Source organism: Enterobacter sp. MALB-1, from assembly GCF_041021625.1.
Classification (GTDB): domain Bacteria; phylum Pseudomonadota; class Gammaproteobacteria; order Enterobacterales; family Enterobacteriaceae; genus Enterobacter; species Enterobacter oligotrophicus.
In genome coordinates, this window is record NZ_JBDPJL010000001.1 from 2,461,779 (window position 1) to 2,477,824 (window position 16,046).

Consider the following 16,046-nt stretch of genomic DNA (forward strand, 5'->3'; position numbering starts at 1 on the left):
TTCAGTTAACTCTGATTATGGCGTGGGTTTGCCGGGTAAATCGCCCCGAGAACGCTCGCTTCCCGCGCCCCTGTCACAGAGGGTAAATTTCCTGGCAATCCGGCAACGGTGCGCCAGGCAAGCCAGGCGAAAGCCAGCGCCTCCATATCATCACCGCTGATCCCGGCGTCATCTGTGGTTGTCACTTCTGTTCCGGGCAGCAGCCCGGCAAGACGTGCCATCACCAGTGGGTTACGGCTTCCGCCACCGCACACCAGCAGCCGTTCGCACCCACCGCTGAGCAGAACCTGTTCGGAAATCGATACGGCAGTTAACTCGGCAAGCGTCGCCTGGACATCCTGAGGGGCAAGCGCCGGAAACTGCGCCAGCTGACGTTCGAGCCAGCCATAGTTGAAATATTCACGGCCGGTGCTTTTCGGTGCCGGCAGCGCAAACCAGGGATCGCTTAACATCGACTGCAGCAGAGGGATAATCACTTTCCCATCGCTCGCCCAATCAGCGTTCTTATCATATGGTTTTCCGCACTGACGCCAGATCCAGGCGTCCATCAACATGTTGCCAGGGCCGGTGTCATACCCGCGGACCGGTTGACCAGGAATGAGCATCGACAGGTTGGCAATCCCACCGATATTAAGCACCATCCGGCGTTCTACCGGATGAGCCAGCAACGCCTGGTGAAATGCCGGAACCAGCGGTGCGCCTTGTCCGCCCAGAGCAATGTCGCGACGGCGAAAATCGCCGACCACCGTTACGCCCGTCTTCGCCACAATCTGGTTGTTATCACCAATTTGCAGGGTGTGTGGCGCATCGCCAGTGGGTTCATGCCAGACCGTCTGTCCGTGGCAGCCGATCGCGACGATGTCCTGCGGCTGAAGTTTTTCTTTATGCATCAGCGCCAGTACCGCGTCAGCAAATAATGAGCCCAGACGCACGTCCAGTTGCCCAAGCTGTGAAAGCGTCAGTTGCTGGCCCTGACAGATGTTTAAAATGTCCTCTTTTAACGAGACAGGGATCGGCCAGCTCAGGCTTGCCTGCTGCGCCACCATGTTTTCATCGATTGCGGCCAGTACGACATCAACACCATCAAGACTGGTGCCAGACATCACACCGATATAGCGACCCGATTTCATGCGCTTTCCTTACGTTACGTGGGCTTAAGCTAAACACTCCACCATAAACAGCGACGCTTTACTATGCGGAGATAATATTTTTTAACAATGTCAGACATGTAACACACGGACGCTCTTGTTTATGTCTCGTTAAGTCAAATTCAAGTACAATTTTCCTGGTATGAGTGGAAAAATAGAACTATGGCCCCTGATGCCATATAATTTAGCCATAACGGATGCCCGATTCGGGCGTTTTTGGTGAACAGGAGATTCAAATGATGTTACGTGCACTGGGCGTTTCGCTGATTGGTTTAACACTGGCTGGTTGTGTGAATGACAGTTCACTTTCCGGCGACGTATATAGCGCTTCTGAAGCCAAACAGGTTCAGAACGTCACATACGGCACTATCGTTAATGCCCGTCCTGTTCAGATCCAGGGGGGAGATGACACCAATGTTGTGGGTGCAATTGGCGGTGCCGTGCTGGGTGGCTTCCTGGGTAACACCATTGGTGGCGGTACGGGTCGTTCTCTGGCAACCGCAGCAGGTGCTGTAGCCGGTGGTGTCGCGGGCCAGGGCGTACAGGGTGCGATGAATAAAACGCAGGGCGTCGAACTGGAAATCCGTAAAGACGACGGGAATACCATCATGGTTGTTCAGAAACAGGGTAATACCCGCTTCTCCGCAGGCCAGCGTGTTGTACTGGCAAGCAATGGTAGCCAGGTCACCGTCTCTCCGCGTTAATTAATTAGGGATGTGGTCAAATGACTACATCCCTTTACAAAATACATAAATAGAATGAATATATTTACAAAATTCATTCTCAGCAATTATTACTTATTCTTTACTATATTGTTCCTGCGCAAAGTATTCACGATCCTTTCACGTTAGACTCCTCGCAATTCTCTTTTTATTGATTTCTATTATTTTGTTAAAAATATTTATGCTTGCGATGAATCGTTATGTAAAGAATCGTTATATCTCTTTCTGCCTTGGCTGCATTATTGTTATTGGGATATTACAAACTTTCTTCTCTAAACTGGTTGAACTGGTCCCTTCGTTTTCACCGCTTTTATTCCCCACGCTCACCATTTTTTTACTGGTGTTCCATTTATTTATTGCGTGTTTTATGGCAATGAAATACTGGTGCGATAGAAGGCGGTTGTATCTGGTTCCCATTGCACTTGCCTTCACCGGCTCGGCACTGCTGATGGTGGGGACGCTGTCCAGTTTTCCGGCCTGGCTTGACCTTTATCAGTTCAACGTCGTCAACTACAACGATGCCATGATCTTCTATATGTTCCGCCATATTTTAATGGCAGTGCTGATCATTGCTTCAGCGATACTGTACACGTTACGGAACCACCCTCTTTCGCGGCTGTCGCATATTTTCATCGTTGCTGGCGTGCTTGTTTTTACCCTGAGCATAGTTACGCTTTCCTGGTTCTATTCCAGCCACTCACCGCTGTTATCCGTTGATCTTGTCGATAATGAAACCCGGCAATTTATGGTTCTCTGGAGCCAGGCTGTCAATATTATCTTAATCATTCTGTGGATCGTTACACTTCTCACGCTGATGATTATTACGCGCGTTAAAAATCTTTTCTGGATTGGCGGTAATTTTTTATGCGTCTGTTATGTCATGACCTTGTTAATGCTGTTGTTTGGTGGCCATGCTGAGGATATCTCCTGGTATCGCTCACGATTATTTGAAACCGTCGCTACATTGCTTATTATTTTCGTACTGCTGTATGACGTGTTTAATCTCTATCGTGACTCGCATTTAAAGTATCAGCAGTCTTATCAGAACTCGATTCGCGATCCACTGACGCGCCTCTACAATCGCAGCTATTTTTACGACTCGCTTAACCAGTCGCTCAGCACAGCAAAAGAGACACGTCCTGTTTCGGTGATAGTGAGCGATCTTGACCGTTTCAAGCGTATTAACGATTGCTACGGGCATTTGCAGGGAGACAAAGTTTTGCAGTTTGTTTCCAACCTGCTGATGGACTCGGTTCGCCCTCAGGATATTGCGGCGCGTATTGGTGGCGAAGAGTTTGTCCTGATGCTGAGCAACACCTCTTCCGACGCAGCGCGTCAAGTTGCAGAGCGGATTCGGCTGAAATTAAGCAGCTTTGACAAAGCCAGCAGCGGTGGACAATTACCCGAACCGATAACCATTAGTATGGGGGTCTTTACCGCAACGTCTCCGGAGATTACCGCTGAAGAGTGTGTAGAAAGCGCAGATAAAGCCATGTACGAAGCGAAAGAGACGGGCAGGAACCGGGTTGTCGTCTATCAGTGAAAAAAAAGCCTTGCGGTTGCAAGGCTTTTTTATGTTTTAGTCGCGTGACTGCAGCTCATGTATATTCTGCTCGAGACGGCTAATGAGGCCGATTAGCATTTCAAGTTCTGCAGGCGTGATCCCTGACAGGATCTCCCCCCGCGTTTTGCTGATCACAGCTTCCATCTCGGTAATAATGGGGGCTGCTTTTTCAGTAAGTTTAATACGCTTAGCGCGACGATCGCTGGCACAGGTTTGCCGGGAGATCAGCCCCTTCTCCTCCAGCTGGTCGAGCGTACGCACTAACGAAGGCTGCTCGATACCGATCGCTTTAGCCAGTTGAATTTGCGACTGTTCGGGTGGAAGCTGATGGATGTTATGCAGCGTAACCCAATGCGTCTGTGTCAATTCCAGAGGTTTCAGGCGATGGTCAATCAGAGCACGCCAGACGCGTACTAACCTTGCCAGATCAGAACCTAATGGCGATTCCAATTTCATCTCCTTATAATTAGCTTGCTAAGTTATTATACTGATTTTAGAATAGTGTGCAGCATTTATAGTGCCAAAACAAATGCAATACTGCATTCATCGATGCTGAAAGTATGATTTACACTGAATACTGATGTTCATCGTGAAAAGACAGGCCATTGTGGCATTCTCTCCACTGCAAAGGATCTCTGCTCGTGACGTTCTCTTTAAGCTCCACGGGGTTACCGCTTCAGGACCTGATCGTTGGTGCGTCAGTCTATTTCCCTCCCCTGTTTAAAGCCGTCATGCTGGGCTTTTTAATCTGGCTTGTTGCGCATCGCCTGCTGCGTGACTGGATGTATTCCGGTGAAATCTGGCACCCCATGTTAATGGATCTTTCCCTGTTTGCCTTGTCCGTGTGTCTTGGCCTTGCTGTGTTGATTGTGTGGTGAATATGTCCCTGAAAACACTTAAATACTTTTCCACGCTTCTGGTTCTTACCCTGGCACTGATTGCCGGGTGGTGGCTCTGGAATTATTACATGCAGTCACCCTGGACACGCGATGGCAAAATTCGTGCGGAACAGGTCAGCATCACGCCACAGGTTTCAGGCAGTATCACAACGCTTCTTGTTAAGGATAACCAGTTCGTCAAACAAGGCGATGTTTTGTTCCGCATCGACGAGACGCCCTTTCATATTGCCGTACTCAATGCCCAGGCCCAACTTGCTAAAGCCCGGTCCGATCTGGCAAAAGCCAACAACGAAGCCAACCGTCGTCGCCATTTATCGCAAAACTATATCTCTGCGGAAGATTTAGACACTGCCAATATTAACGTCAAAGCCATGCAGGCCAGCGTTGATGTGGCTGAGGCAACGCTGAAGCAGGCCGAGTGGCAGTTGACTCAAACTGTGGTAAAAGCCCCGGTTGACGGCTGGATAACCAATCTCTCCACGCGCGTGGGAGATTATGCGACAACGGGCCAGCCGCTCTTTGCGCTGGTCGATAGCCACTCGTTCTACGTAATCGGTTATTTTGAAGAGACCAAGCTACGTCATATTCAGGACGGTGCCCCTGCCCGGATAACGCTCTATAGCAGCTCGCAGGCGTTACAGGGTCACGTTTCCAGCATCGGCCGCGCTATTTACGATCAAAGCGTTGAAATCGACTCAGGTCTGGTGCCCGATATTAAACCCAACGTACCGTGGGTTCGCCTGGCGCAGCGTGTACCGGTTCGCGTCGAATTCGACAATCTGCCGAAGGACATGACGCTGGTGTCAGGCACAACCTGCACCGTCTCAATCGGGACGCGATAATGAACCTGCCGGCTTTCTCCTGGCGGACGTTGCCCTGGATTAAAGCGACGCGCCCACAGTGGCGTTATGCGCTGCGTAACGGTATTGCGATGTGCCTTGCGCTTACGGTGGCCTACTATCTGAATCTGGATGAACCCTACTGGGCAATGACCTCAGCAGCGGTAGTCAGCTTCCCCACCGTCGGCGGCGTGATCAGCAAAAGCCTGGGGCGTGTAGCCGGGAGTCTGCTGGGTGCCACCGCAGCGTTAATTATCGCCGGTCATACGCTGAACGATCCGTGGCTTTTTTTACTGAGCATGGCGGCCTGGCTGGGTTTTTGCACCTGGGCCTGCGCCCATTTTACCAATAACGTCGCCTATGCCTTTCAGCTTGCAGGCTACACGGCGGCAATCATTGCCTTCCCGGTTGTGAACGTGCTGGACACGACCGAGCTATGGGATATTGCTCAGGCGCGCGTCTGCGAAGTGATCGTCGGTATTCTCTGCGGCGGGGTCATGATGATGATTCTGCCCAGTACATCGGATGGCACAACGCTCATCGGCGCGCTGAAGACCATGCACGCCCGCCTGCTGGAACATGCCAGCCTGCTCTGGCAGCCCGATACGAATGATGAAATCCGCCTCGCGCACGAGAAAGTCATCGGCCAGATCCTGACCATGAATTTGCTGCGTATCCAGGCTTTCTGGAGCCACTACCGTTTTCGCCGCCAGAACAATTTGCTTAACTATTTGCTCCACCAGCAGTTACGTATGACCAGCGCCATCTCCAGCCTGCGCCGGATGTTACTTAACTGGCCGACGCCACCAGAGAATACCCGATCGGTTATCGACACGCTGCTGGCAGCCCTGGCTCGCCCGGATGCGGATATTTACACCGTGGCACGGATTATCGCGCCGCTCGCCCCCACCGATGAGTACGACTACCGTCACCGCGCTTTCTGGCAACGCCTGAATTATTTTTGTCGGTTATACCTGCGGAGCAGTCGCTGGATAAAAGCCGTTGAGAACGCCACGCCAATAACTGAATTTACCGTCCCTGGCAGCCCGGCGCTGGCGAGACACACGGACACAATGGAAGCGCTGTGGAGTGGTTTTCGAACCTTCTGCGCGCTGACCCTGGTTGGCGCATGGAGCATCACCACGCAGTGGGAGTCCGGCAGTGCGGCACTCACCCTCGCCGCCATCAGCTGCGTGCTTTACTCCGTCGCGGCCTCGCCGTTCAACTCTCTGACGCTGCTGCTGCGCACGCTCGTTTTGCTGTCGCTGTTCAGTTTTGTCGTGAAGTTTGGTTTGATGGTGCAGATTAGCGACCTCTGGCAGTTCCTGCTGTTCCTCTTTCCGCTATTAACCACCATGCAGTTGCTGAAGCTGCAGATGCCGAAGCTGGCCGGGTTATGGGGGCAATTAATCGTCTTTATGGGCTCGTTTATCTCGGTGACCAATCCGCCTGTTTACGATTACGCTGATTTTCTTAACGATAACCTGGCGAAGATCCTCGGCGTCGGTCTGGCGTGGCTGGCCTTCGCTGTGTTACGTCCTGGTTCAGATGCACGTAAGAGCCGCAGGCACATTCGCGAATTGCGCAGAGGATTCGTTGACCAGCTCAGCCGTAAACCGCATCTGCGTGAAAGCGAATATGAGTCGCTGGTTTATCACCATGTCAGCCAATTGAATAACAGCCAGGATTCGCTCTCCCGCCGCTGGCTGTTGCGCTGGGGCGTGGTATTGCTGAACTGCTCGCATGTGGTATGGCAACTGCGTGCGTGGGAAACCCGCTCCGATCCACTGTCGCAGGTCCGTGATATCTGTATTTCCCTGCTGCGTGATGTGATGAGCGAGCGCGGCGTCCAGCAACGTCCGCTAAGCGTAACGCTCAGCGAGCTGCAGCGCATTTGCGATACCCTCGCACGCCATCATTTGCCGGCCGCGCGCGATTTAGCCTCGATAATCTGGCGGCTACACTGCTCGCTGTCACAGCTGGAACAGGCACCGCCGCCAGGGACCATCGGGGATCAGATAACCCCACAGGCATAGCGTGCCCCACCACCACCAAGCGGTTTAGGCTGATCGGACATGTTATCGCCGCCGACGTGGATCATCAGCGCTTTGCCTTTGACCTCATCCAGTTTTTTCAGCCGCGGTGCCACAACAGGGTCCGTGGCTTTACCGTCATTGTTTACCACCAGCACAGGCAAATCACCAAGATGCCCCATACCGTCCGGGCCTTCATGTTTACCTGTGTTTTGTGGATCAAGGTGCCCCCCTGCGGCCTCTGCTGCTGAGGCTTTACCCTCTTTCAGAGCAGGCTGACAGCTGCCTTTGGCATGTACATGGAATCCATGCTCACCGGGCGGGAGTGCTTTGAGATCGGGCGCAAATTCCAGTCCTTTATCGGTTTCAGTAATTTTTACCGTTCCAATTGACTGGCCAACGCCCTGAGACGTGACGAGGTTCATTTCTACTTCGTCGCTGGCTGCCTGCGCCCCTGCGCAAACAACCAGCGTAACAAGTGCCAGAGCAAAACGCTTCATATGACCTCCTCGGGTTATTTTTTGCCCCTTAAGTGTATACCAGAGGCGAAGATTTCACCGGAAAGGCCTGTTTTTGCCCATTTATGGAACGTCGTAACCCAGCGCTGCTTTGCGAATGCGGAACCACTGTTGACGCGTCATCTGCAGCTCTTCCGCCGCCAGCGCAGAGCGAACGCGTTCAATTTTGCCGGAGCCAATAATCGGCAGCGGTCGGGACGGCAGGCGCAGTATCCACGCATAAACCACCTGTTCAATGCTCTCAGCATTCAACTCACGGGCGATGGTTTCAAGCTCGTCACGGAGCGGCTGGAACTCATCATCATTAAACAGACGACCCCCGCCCAGGCACGACCAGGCCATAGGACGAATGCGCAATTGCTGGAGCTGGTCGAGCGTACCATCCAGCAGCAGCGGTTGATGCACCGGTGAAATCTCGACCTGATTCGTTGCCAGGGTAAACGGCAACCGCGATTGCAGCAGCGCGAACTGGGCTGGCGTGAAGTTTGAAACACCGAAATGGCGCACTTTGCCACTCTGGTGCAGATTCAGGAATGCTTCCGCCACCTCATCAGCATCCATTAACGGATCGGGGCGGTGGATCAGCAGCAGGTCGATACGATCTGTCGCCAGATTGACCAGCGACTGCTCGGCGCTTTTAATGATATGCGCACTGTCGGTGATGTAATGCCCAAGAGCATGTTCTGGTTTCGCGGTTGTCGCGATACCGCATTTAGTGACGATCTCCATACGCTCACGAAGCGCAGGAACCAGTTTGAGTGCCTCACCAAATGCCGCTTCGCACTGATAGCCGCCATAGATATCCGCGTGATCGACGGTGGTGATCCCTAAATCAAGATGCTCCTCAATAAAGCTCGCCAGCTGAAGGGGGGACATATTCCAGTCCATCAGACGCCAGTAGCCCATCACAAAACGGGAGAATTCCGGGCCCTGCGGGGCAAGGGTAATACGCTGAACCATAACAATTTCCTCAAGGACGTAATGGTAACAGTATACGCAATTCCCCTGCTAAAACAGTGAGGGTTGCTGAGGTTCTTCGGTTTCACCCGGCTTGTTTGCACGAATTTTACGCAGCAGACGCTGGCGACAGAGGCGTAAAACCTCCTGCTTTTGCATATCGCTAAAATTTTGCCAGTTAAAACGCTCATCGCGGGTGCGCATGCATCCACGGCAATATCCGCGTTCATCCACCTGACAAATACCCCGGCACGGGCTCTGGATGGGGAAAAACTCCAGTTGCTCTGCCACACACACCTCCGCAATCCCGTTATTCACCTACAGTGAAGACGTTAAACGCCCCACGTGCAAGGGCTTGCCGCACAATTGTGGCATTAAGGTTTCACTAATCTTCCTTCCCTATACTCGCCACATCAATATAACGAATGGTTTGTTTATGATGTGGCTCGCTAAAAAGTTACAGTGTAACGATATTAAGTTCACTCTGGGCTGTGCTCTCTTCTTTACCGTGTTGAACGCGCTGTTTATTCAGCGTAGCTGGGCCATCATTGCCCCAACACACCTGCATGACCTGCTCTTTGCCGCCTCCGTTCCGGTGGTGCTGTTCTGCGGCTGGATCATTGTCTTTAGCCTGATGAATATCCCCTTTATCCGTAAACCGCTGCTGATCCTGTTAACCATGGGATGCGCCGCCGCGACGTACTTTATGTCTACCTACGGCGCGGTGATCGATCAGAATATGATTGTCAACGTCTTCGAAACCAACTCACAGGAAGCCACCGCGCTGGTCACGCCGCAGATGATCCTGTGGATGGCGGTAGCCGGTTTAGTGCCGTCCGTCATATTGGCCCTGACGCGTATTCGCACCGGGACATGGTGGTATGCCCTGCTGATGCGGTTTGCCGCCATACTCGGCGCGCTACTGATCATCATTCTGGTCGCAGCGGTATTTTACAAAGACTACGCCTCGTTGTTTCGCAACAACAAAAGCATCGTCAAAATGGTTACTCCGGCGAACTACGTCAGTGCTGTGGTGAAATACTCGAAAATGCGCTGGTTTGCGGGCGATCAAACGCTGGTGCGCATGGGGGAAGATGCTCATAAAGGCCCGCTCATTTCCGGGCAGCGGAAGAAAACGGTGCTGATTCTGGTCGTCGGTGAAGCATCGCGCGCAGCAAACTACTCGCTGAATGGCTACGGGCGTGAAACGAACCCCGAGCTGAAAAAGCACAATGTCATTAACTTCCCGCAGGCCACCTCCTGTGGCACCGAAACGGCCGTTTCCGTCCCGTGCATGTTCTCCGGTATGACGCGGAAAAAATACGACGCCGATCTGGCGCGCCACCAGGAAGGTCTGCTCGACGTGCTCGGCCATGCGGGAATCAACCTGTTGTGGCGTGACAACGATGGCGGCTGTAAAGGTGCCTGTAACCGCGTACCGCACACGGACATGACCCAGTGGAAACTGGAGCAGTTCTGCAAAGATAAGTCCTGCATTGATGATGTAAACCTGTATCGTCTGGATGAGGTACTGGATGGCCTGAAGCAGGACTCCGTGTTGGTTATTCATCTGATGGGCAGCCACGGTCCGGCGTACTACAACCGCTACCCGAAAACTTTCCGTAAGTTCACCCCAACCTGTGATACCAACGAAATTCAGGATTGCAATCACCAGGCATTGATGAACACCTACGACAACACCATTCTTTACACTGACAGCGTGGTCAGCAGAACGATAGACGCGCTAAAAGCACGTCAGGGCAGCATGAACACGGCGCTGATTTACCTTTCGGATCACGGTGAGTCACTGGGTGAAAGCGGGATCTATCTGCACGGGACACCGTACATGCTGGCTCCTGAACAGCAAACGCACATTCCGTTTATGTTCTGGCTCTCCCCGGATTACGCGAAAAATTTCGGCGTTAACGAGCAATGTTTGCGTACCCGCGCAGCAAAAGAGGCCGTTTCTCAGGACAATCTGTTCTCCACGGTTCTGGGAATGATGGACATAAAATCAAGTATTTATCAACAGTCGTTGGATATTTTGTCAGTCTGTCGGTCCTGAGTCTCTTGCATTAGACCGAATGGTCTATTAGAGTGACGGCATGAGCAGACACACTGAACACGATACACGCGAACACTTACTGGCGACCGGCGAGCGTCTTTGCATGCATCGCGGGTTCACCGGTATGGGTCTGAGCGAGCTGTTAAAAACTGCTGAGGTGCCGAAAGGATCGTTTTATCACTACTTTCGCTCCAAAGAAGCCTTTGGCGTGGCCATGCTGGAACGTCACTACGCCAGCTACCACCAGCGCCTGGCGACCCACTTTGCCAGCGGCGAAGGTAACTACCGGGATCGTGTGCTTAATTACTATCAGGAGACGCTGACGCAGTTCTGTCAGCAGGGCATCATCAGCGGCTGTCTGACGGTAAAACTTTCTGCTGAAGTGTGCGATCTGTCCGAAGACATGCGCACTGCAATGGATAAAGGGGCCAGTGGCGTGATTGCTCTGCTGGCTCAGGCGCTGGATAAAGGGCGCAATGAAAAAACGTTGGCCTTCTCTGGCGAGCCTTTGACCCAGGCGCAGGTGCTTTATGCACTCTGGTTAGGTGCGAACCTGCAGGCCAAGATTTCTCGCAGTGCGGTGCCGCTCGAAAGCGCGCTGGCACATGTGAAAAGCTGTATTACAACGCCTGGCGTGTAGCAGGCGTTTTTATTTACTCAATTACTAGTCGACTGGTCTACTCAGGAGTCGTTATGTCCGCTGAAACGTTATTTACCCCACTGAAAGTGGGTGCTGTTACCGCTCCGAACCGCGTGTTCATGGCCCCACTCACCCGTCTTCGCAGCATCGAGCCTGGTGATATCCCAACCCCACTGATGGGTGAATATTATCGTCAGCGCGCAAGCTCTGGCCTGATTATCTCTGAAGCGACGCAGATTTCTGCCCAGGCGAAAGGCTATGCTGGCGCACCGGGTCTGCACAGCCCGGAACAGATCGCCGCCTGGCAAAAAATCACCGCAGGCGTTCACGCGGAAGATGGCCGTATCGCGGTACAGCTGTGGCATACCGGTCGAATCTCACACAGCAGCATCCAGCCTGGCGGTCAGGCTCCGGTTTCAGCCTCTGCCCTGAGCGCAAACACCCGCACCTCCCTGCGCGACGAAAACGGCAATGCGATCCGCGTCGATACCTCCATGCCACGTGCGCTGGAGCTGGAAGAGATCCCCGGTATCGTGAACGACTTCCGTCAGGCGGTTGCGAATGCGCGTGAAGCCGGTTTTGACCTGGTTGAACTGCACTCAGCACACGGTTACCTGCTGCACCAGTTCCTGTCACCTTCTTCTAACCATCGTACCGATCAGTACGGCGGCAGCGTTGAAAACCGTGCCCGCCTGGTGCTGGAAGTGGTAGACGCCGTATGCGAGGAGTGGGGCCCGGAACGCATCGGTATCCGCGTATCGCCAATTGGGACATTCCAGAACGTCGACAACGGCCCGAACGAAGAAGCTGACGCGCTGTATCTCATCGAAGAGCTGGCAAAACGTGGTATTGCCTACCTGCATATGTCCGAACCGGACTGGGCCGGTGGTCAGCCTTACACTGAAGCCTTCCGTCAGAAAGTGCGCGAGCGCTTCCACGGCGTGATCATCGGTGCGGGCGCTTATACTCCAGAAAAAGCCGAAGACCTGATTGGCAAAGGTCTGATCGACGCGGTGGCGTTCGGCCGTGACTATATTGCTAACCCGGATCTGGTTGCCCGTCTGCAGAAAAAAGCAGCGCTTAACCCGCAGCGCCCTGAAAGTTTCTATGGTGGTGGCGCAGAAGGCTACACCGACTACCCTTCTCTGTAATCCCGCCATTGTGCATTGATAGCGGCGACATTTCGCCGCTATACTAAAACATCGTTTCTGTTCAAAAAGATAATCCAATCCATTGGTTAATGAGGAAATTATGCGCCTACTTCACACCATGCTGCGCGTTGGCGACCTGCAACGTTCAATCGATTTCTACACCAACGTTCTGGGCATGAAACTGCTGCGCACCAGCGAAAACCCGGAATATAAATATTCCCTGGCGTTTGTCGGTTACGGCCCGGAAACAGATGAAGCCGTTATCGAGCTGACCTACAACTGGGGCGTCGACAAGTACGAGCTGGGCACAGCATACGGCCATATTGCGCTGGAAGTGGATAACGCGGCCGAAGCCTGCGAGCGCATCCGCAGCAACGGCGGCAACGTTACGCGTGAAGCGGGCCCGGTTAAAGGCGGCACTACCGTGATTGCCTTTGTTGAAGATCCTGACGGTTACAAAATCGAGCTGATTGAAGCCAAAGACGCCGGTCACGGCCTGGGCAACTGATCCCGCCGGGCGCACTATGCGCCCGTAGTTTTACTGCATCCCCTCTCAAAATTTGCCATAATGCGCACTGCTTTTTTCCCCTTGTAAGAGACCCTGATGTCCGATAATGCTCAACTTACCGGTCTGTGCGACCGTTTTCGTGGTTTTTATCCTGTTGTCATTGATGTAGAGACAGCCGGATTTAACGCTAAAACCGATGCGCTGCTTGAAATTGCCGCCATCACGCTGAAGATGGATGAACAGGGCTGGCTTACACCGGACACCACGCTGCATTTCCACGTTGAACCTTTTGAAGGTGCAAACCTGCAGCCAGAAGCGCTGGCGTTTAACGGTATCGACCCGACAAACCCGCTGCGCGGCGCGGTGAGTGAATATGACGCGCTTCACGCCATCTTCAAAATGGTGCGTAAAGGCATGAAAGAGAGTAACTGCAGCCGCGCGATTATGGTGGCCCACAACGCCACGTTCGATCACAGCTTTACAATGGCTGCCGCCGAACGCGCCTCGCTTAAACGCAACCCGTTCCATCCGTTTGTGACCTTCGACACCGCGGCCCTGAGTGGCCTGGCGCTGGGACAAACGGTCTTATCCAAAGCCTGTATCACGGCGGGGATCGAGTTTGACGGTACGCAGGCGCACTCTGCGTTATATGACACGGAGCGCACGGCAGAACTGTTCTGTGAAATTGTGAACCGCTGGAAACGGTTGGGTGGCTGGCCACTGCCGATGGGCGATGAGGCAGATATTCAATCGTAGATCGGGTAAGCGCAGCGCCACCCGGCAAAAAAAAGCGACCTCTACAGGTCGCTTTTTCTATTTCCGGAGAAAACTTACTCTGCGCCCGGCTCTTCCGTTTTGTACCTGGCAGCCGTTTCTTTGATCAGCTGTTGCAGTTCGCCACGCTGATACATTTCAATCAGAATATCACAGCCGCCTACCAGTTCACCGTCAACCCACAGTTGCGGGAAGGTTGGCCAGTTGGCGTATTTTGGCAGCTCAGCGCGGATGTCAGGGTTTTGCAGGATATCAACGTAAGCAAAACGCTCACCACAGGCAGACAACGCCTGAACCGCTTGCGCGGAGAAACCGCAGCTTGGCAGCTTCGGAGAACCTTTCATGTACAGGAGAATCGGGTTTTCAGCGATCTGACGCTGGATTTTTTCAATAGTGGTGCTCATGTCTTGCTTCCTTTAACTTCTGTTACGGCATTCGTCTGACATTGTAGCGGTTCAGGCAGACATCGGAAAATAACATTTTTGTCACGTCTATATATTTTATCGTGAGTCCGCATAAGTTGCATCGCAAATGTAGCTTAACGGCGGAGCGTATGCGGTTTTGCTTAGGGAGTGAACAAAACGGCTTCCGATCGATACATTTTTTTGCACTTGCTAACGAAACACGTTTTTAGATTGAAAAATGCTATTAACTTCTCGGGTTTTTATAGATTAGAATCGACGGGCTTTGTAAATCATACGCGGGTATTATTGATGACCTGCATTTATCAGGGGACTGCCCAGTGGCGCGGATAAATAAAATCTCGATCACGCTCTGTGCTTTACTGTTTACAACACTCTCTTTCACGCCAGCGGCGAACGCTTCTGAACAGGCGCGGCATTCTGCTGTACAAAAAACGCATCTGGCAAAAACCACAGAACGTAAGAAAAAAACAACCAGCAAAACAATAAAGAAAGCGACAACCACTCAAACTAAAAAGACCGCCTCCAGCAAGACCAAAGCCAAAACCACCCGCTCCGGCACACGTAAAGCTCCCCAGACCACTGCCAGCCTCGTTAATGAAAAATGCACCGTGCGCAAAGGCCATAAAGCGAAATGCACGAAAGTAACGAAACTGGCTGAAGTGCATAAGGTACGCATGCAGAAAGCGCAAAAAACGGCAATGAATAAGCTGATGGGGCAAATTGGCAAACCGTATCACTGGGGTGGCTCTTCCCCGCGTACCGGTTTCGACTGCAGCGGCCTGGTGTATTACGCCTATAAGGATCTGGTGAAGTTCCGTATTCCGCGCACTGCGAACGAAATGTATCACCTGCGGGATGCCTCTCCGGTTGACCGTGGCGAACTGGAAAGTGGCGATCTGGTCTTCTTCCGCACCCAGGGCCGCGGCAAGGCTGACCATGTCGGTGTCTACGTCGGCAATGGGAAATTCATCCAGTCACCGCGCAGCGGCCAGGATATTCAGATCACCTCTCTCAGCGAAGATTACTGGGTACGCCATTACGTTGGTGCGCGCCGAGTAATGACGCCAAAAACCATCCGTTAATCCCTGCCCTGCCGCACTCGTGGCAGGGTAAGTTCCTCTTTTGCATACCCTTTCAATTTGCTATTCTGTCCTTGTTGTCTGTAGGGTTATTGGCAACGTAACTATAATAAGGAGAGAAGCAATGTCGTTCGAATTACCTGCACTACCGTATGCAAAAGACGCCCTGGCTCCACATATTTCTGTGGAAACCCTGGAATATCACTACGGCAAACACCACCAGACCTACGTCACCAACCTGAATAACCTGATCAAAGGCACCGAGTTCGAAGGCAAATCGCTGGAAGAGATCGTGCGCAGCTCAGACGGTGGTGTCTTCAATAACGCCGCTCAGGTGTGGAACCATACCTTCTACTGGCACTGCCTGGCACCGAATGCTGGCGGAGAACCAACCGGCGAACTGGCTGCCGCCATTAACGCCGCGTTTGGCAGCTTTGCGGAGTTCAAAGCGAAGTTCACTGACGCTGCCGTCAAAAACTTCGGTTCTGGCTGGACGTGGCTGGTGAAAGAGGCCGATGGCAAACTGGCTATCGTTTCAACGTCTAACGCGGGCACCCCGCTGACCACCGGCGCAACGCCGCTGATGACCGTGGACGTATGGGAACACGCTTACTACATTGATTACCGTAACGCGCGCCCGAACTACCTGGAGCACTTCTGGGCACTGGTTAACTGGGAATTCGTGGCGAAGAATTTCGCCGCGTAAAAGGCACGCAGAAGGGTT

The 16,046-nt window shown here is 52.8% G+C and carries 18 protein-coding genes; 12 read left to right on the plus strand and 6 right to left on the minus strand.

Annotation, left to right across the window (positions count from 1 at the left end; genetic code table 11):
• Positions 1-5: 5 nt before the first annotated feature.
• On the minus strand, positions 6-1,130 hold the full coding sequence (anmK, locus tag ABGB15_RS11720) for an anhydro-N-acetylmuramic acid kinase (RefSeq protein ID WP_215723230.1): 1,125 nt from the start codon (positions 1,128-1,130) through the stop codon (positions 6-8).
• A 254-nt stretch (positions 1,131-1,384) separates the two neighbouring features.
• On the opposite strand from anmK, the gene slyB reads away from it, so the two are divergent.
• Positions 1,385-1,852 carry an outer membrane lipoprotein SlyB gene (gene slyB / locus ABGB15_RS11725; RefSeq protein WP_152080915.1) on the plus strand — a complete coding sequence of 156 codons (468 nt, stop codon included), beginning with the start codon at positions 1,385-1,387 and terminating at the stop codon, positions 1,850-1,852.
• Between the two features lie 199 nt (positions 1,853-2,051).
• Positions 2,052-3,413, plus strand: coding sequence for a GGDEF domain-containing protein (locus tag ABGB15_RS11730; protein WP_215723229.1), 1,362 nt, complete (start codon positions 2,052-2,054; stop codon positions 3,411-3,413).
• A 36-nt stretch (positions 3,414-3,449) separates the two neighbouring features.
• Here ABGB15_RS11730 and slyA read toward each other — a convergent pair whose 3' ends face one another.
• Positions 3,450-3,890: a transcriptional regulator SlyA gene (gene slyA / locus ABGB15_RS11735; RefSeq protein ID WP_152080913.1), complete on the minus strand. Its 441-nt coding sequence runs from the start codon at positions 3,888-3,890 to the stop codon at positions 3,450-3,452.
• 185 nt (positions 3,891-4,075) lie between these two features.
• On the opposite strand from slyA, the gene ABGB15_RS11740 reads away from it, so the two are divergent.
• From ABGB15_RS11740 to ABGB15_RS11750, 3 genes are read left to right on the plus strand one after another with little or no spacing between them, the layout of a single operon-like run.
• Positions 4,076-4,312: a DUF1656 domain-containing protein gene (locus tag ABGB15_RS11740; protein ID WP_152080912.1), complete on the plus strand. Its 237-nt coding sequence runs from the start codon at positions 4,076-4,078 to the stop codon at positions 4,310-4,312.
• Positions 4,313-4,314: 2 nt separating this feature from the next.
• Positions 4,315-5,175 carry an HlyD family secretion protein gene (locus ABGB15_RS11745; RefSeq protein WP_215723228.1) on the plus strand — a complete coding sequence of 287 codons (861 nt, stop codon included), beginning with the start codon at positions 4,315-4,317 and terminating at the stop codon, positions 5,173-5,175.
• Positions 5,175-7,208 carry an FUSC family protein gene (locus ABGB15_RS11750; RefSeq protein ID WP_215723227.1) on the plus strand — a complete coding sequence of 678 codons (2,034 nt, stop codon included), beginning with the start codon at positions 5,175-5,177 and terminating at the stop codon, positions 7,206-7,208. The genes ABGB15_RS11745 and ABGB15_RS11750 overlap by 1 nt, the downstream gene beginning before the upstream one ends.
• On the opposite strand, the gene sodC is transcribed toward ABGB15_RS11750, so the two are convergent.
• The 3 genes from sodC to ABGB15_RS11765 all read right to left on the minus strand — a co-directional run bounded on the left by sodC (position 7,187) and on the right by ABGB15_RS11765 (position 8,971).
• Positions 7,187-7,705 (minus strand): superoxide dismutase [Cu-Zn] SodC, encoded by a 519-nt coding sequence (gene sodC / locus ABGB15_RS11755; RefSeq protein ID WP_152080909.1) that lies wholly within the window; start codon positions 7,703-7,705, stop codon positions 7,187-7,189. The genes ABGB15_RS11750 and sodC overlap by 22 nt on opposite strands.
• Positions 7,706-7,786: 81 nt before the next feature.
• A complete protein-coding gene (locus tag ABGB15_RS11760; protein WP_152080908.1) occupies positions 7,787-8,683 on the minus strand; it encodes an aldo/keto reductase family oxidoreductase in 897 nt (298 codons plus the stop codon).
• A 48-nt stretch (positions 8,684-8,731) separates the two neighbouring features.
• Complete coding sequence (locus ABGB15_RS11765; protein ID WP_215723226.1) at positions 8,732-8,971, minus strand: DUF1289 domain-containing protein; 240 nt, start codon at positions 8,969-8,971, stop codon at positions 8,732-8,734.
• 148 nt (positions 8,972-9,119) lie between these two features.
• On the opposite strand from ABGB15_RS11765, the gene eptA reads away from it, so the two are divergent.
• From eptA to rnt, 5 genes are all read left to right on the plus strand, one after another.
• Entirely contained in the window at positions 9,120-10,745 is a 1,626-nt protein-coding gene (gene eptA / locus ABGB15_RS11770) for a phosphoethanolamine transferase EptA (protein ID WP_215723272.1), read from the plus strand.
• Between the two features lie 40 nt (positions 10,746-10,785).
• A complete protein-coding gene (locus ABGB15_RS11775) occupies positions 10,786-11,385 on the plus strand; it encodes a TetR/AcrR family transcriptional regulator (protein ID WP_152080906.1) in 600 nt (199 codons plus the stop codon).
• 53 nt (positions 11,386-11,438) lie between these two features.
• Positions 11,439-12,536 (plus strand): alkene reductase, encoded by a 1,098-nt coding sequence (locus ABGB15_RS11780; RefSeq protein WP_215723225.1) that lies wholly within the window; start codon positions 11,439-11,441, stop codon positions 12,534-12,536.
• A gap of 100 nt (positions 12,537-12,636) precedes the next feature.
• Positions 12,637-13,044: a lactoylglutathione lyase gene (gloA, locus tag ABGB15_RS11785; protein WP_215723224.1), complete on the plus strand. Its 408-nt coding sequence runs from the start codon at positions 12,637-12,639 to the stop codon at positions 13,042-13,044.
• A gap of 96 nt (positions 13,045-13,140) precedes the next feature.
• Positions 13,141-13,800 (plus strand): ribonuclease T, encoded by a 660-nt coding sequence (gene rnt, locus ABGB15_RS11790; protein ID WP_152080903.1) that lies wholly within the window; start codon positions 13,141-13,143, stop codon positions 13,798-13,800.
• Between the two features lie 74 nt (positions 13,801-13,874).
• Here the strand turns inward: rnt and grxD are convergent, their stop codons facing one another.
• Positions 13,875-14,222: a monothiol glutaredoxin 4 gene (gene grxD / locus ABGB15_RS11795; protein WP_152080902.1), complete on the minus strand. Its 348-nt coding sequence runs from the start codon at positions 14,220-14,222 to the stop codon at positions 13,875-13,877.
• Between the two features lie 338 nt (positions 14,223-14,560).
• On the opposite strand from grxD, the gene ABGB15_RS11800 reads away from it, so the two are divergent.
• Both ABGB15_RS11800 and sodB read left to right on the plus strand, forming a co-directional pair.
• Positions 14,561-15,325: a C40 family peptidase gene (locus ABGB15_RS11800; RefSeq protein WP_215723223.1), complete on the plus strand. Its 765-nt coding sequence runs from the start codon at positions 14,561-14,563 to the stop codon at positions 15,323-15,325.
• A 121-nt stretch (positions 15,326-15,446) separates the two neighbouring features.
• A complete protein-coding gene (gene sodB, locus ABGB15_RS11805; protein WP_215723222.1) occupies positions 15,447-16,028 on the plus strand; it encodes a superoxide dismutase [Fe] in 582 nt (193 codons plus the stop codon).
• Positions 16,029-16,046 lie beyond the last annotated feature (18 nt).

What these genes read in the sequence shown, in the direction of transcription:
- ABGB15_RS11730 (WP_215723229.1), top strand. Translation starts at nt 2,052, where the DNA reads ATGCTTGCGATGAATCGTTATGTAAAGAATCGTTATATCTCTTTCTGC.
- rnt (WP_152080903.1), top strand. Translation starts at nt 13,141, where the DNA reads ATGTCCGATAATGCTCAACTTACCGGTCTGTGCGACCGTTTTCGTGGT.
- ABGB15_RS11760 (WP_152080908.1), bottom strand. Translation starts at nt 8,683, where the DNA reads ATGGTTCAGCGTATTACCCTTGCCCCGCAGGGCCCGGAATTCTCCCGT.
- gloA (WP_215723224.1), top strand. Translation starts at nt 12,637, where the DNA reads ATGCGCCTACTTCACACCATGCTGCGCGTTGGCGACCTGCAACGTTCA.
- ABGB15_RS11745 (WP_215723228.1), top strand. Translation starts at nt 4,315, where the DNA reads ATGTCCCTGAAAACACTTAAATACTTTTCCACGCTTCTGGTTCTTACC.
- eptA (WP_215723272.1), top strand. Translation starts at nt 9,120, where the DNA reads ATGTGGCTCGCTAAAAAGTTACAGTGTAACGATATTAAGTTCACTCTG.
- anmK (WP_215723230.1), bottom strand. Translation starts at nt 1,130, where the DNA reads ATGAAATCGGGTCGCTATATCGGTGTGATGTCTGGCACCAGTCTTGAT.
- grxD (WP_152080902.1), bottom strand. Translation starts at nt 14,222, where the DNA reads ATGAGCACCACTATTGAAAAAATCCAGCGTCAGATCGCTGAAAACCCG.
- sodC (WP_152080909.1), bottom strand. Translation starts at nt 7,705, where the DNA reads ATGAAGCGTTTTGCTCTGGCACTTGTTACGCTGGTTGTTTGCGCAGGG.
- ABGB15_RS11750 (WP_215723227.1), top strand. Translation starts at nt 5,175, where the DNA reads ATGAACCTGCCGGCTTTCTCCTGGCGGACGTTGCCCTGGATTAAAGCG.
- ABGB15_RS11780 (WP_215723225.1), top strand. Translation starts at nt 11,439, where the DNA reads ATGTCCGCTGAAACGTTATTTACCCCACTGAAAGTGGGTGCTGTTACC.
- slyA (WP_152080913.1), bottom strand. Translation starts at nt 3,890, where the DNA reads ATGAAATTGGAATCGCCATTAGGTTCTGATCTGGCAAGGTTAGTACGC.
- ABGB15_RS11775 (WP_152080906.1), top strand. Translation starts at nt 10,786, where the DNA reads ATGAGCAGACACACTGAACACGATACACGCGAACACTTACTGGCGACC.
- sodB (WP_215723222.1), top strand. Translation starts at nt 15,447, where the DNA reads ATGTCGTTCGAATTACCTGCACTACCGTATGCAAAAGACGCCCTGGCT.
- slyB (WP_152080915.1), top strand. Translation starts at nt 1,385, where the DNA reads ATGATGTTACGTGCACTGGGCGTTTCGCTGATTGGTTTAACACTGGCT.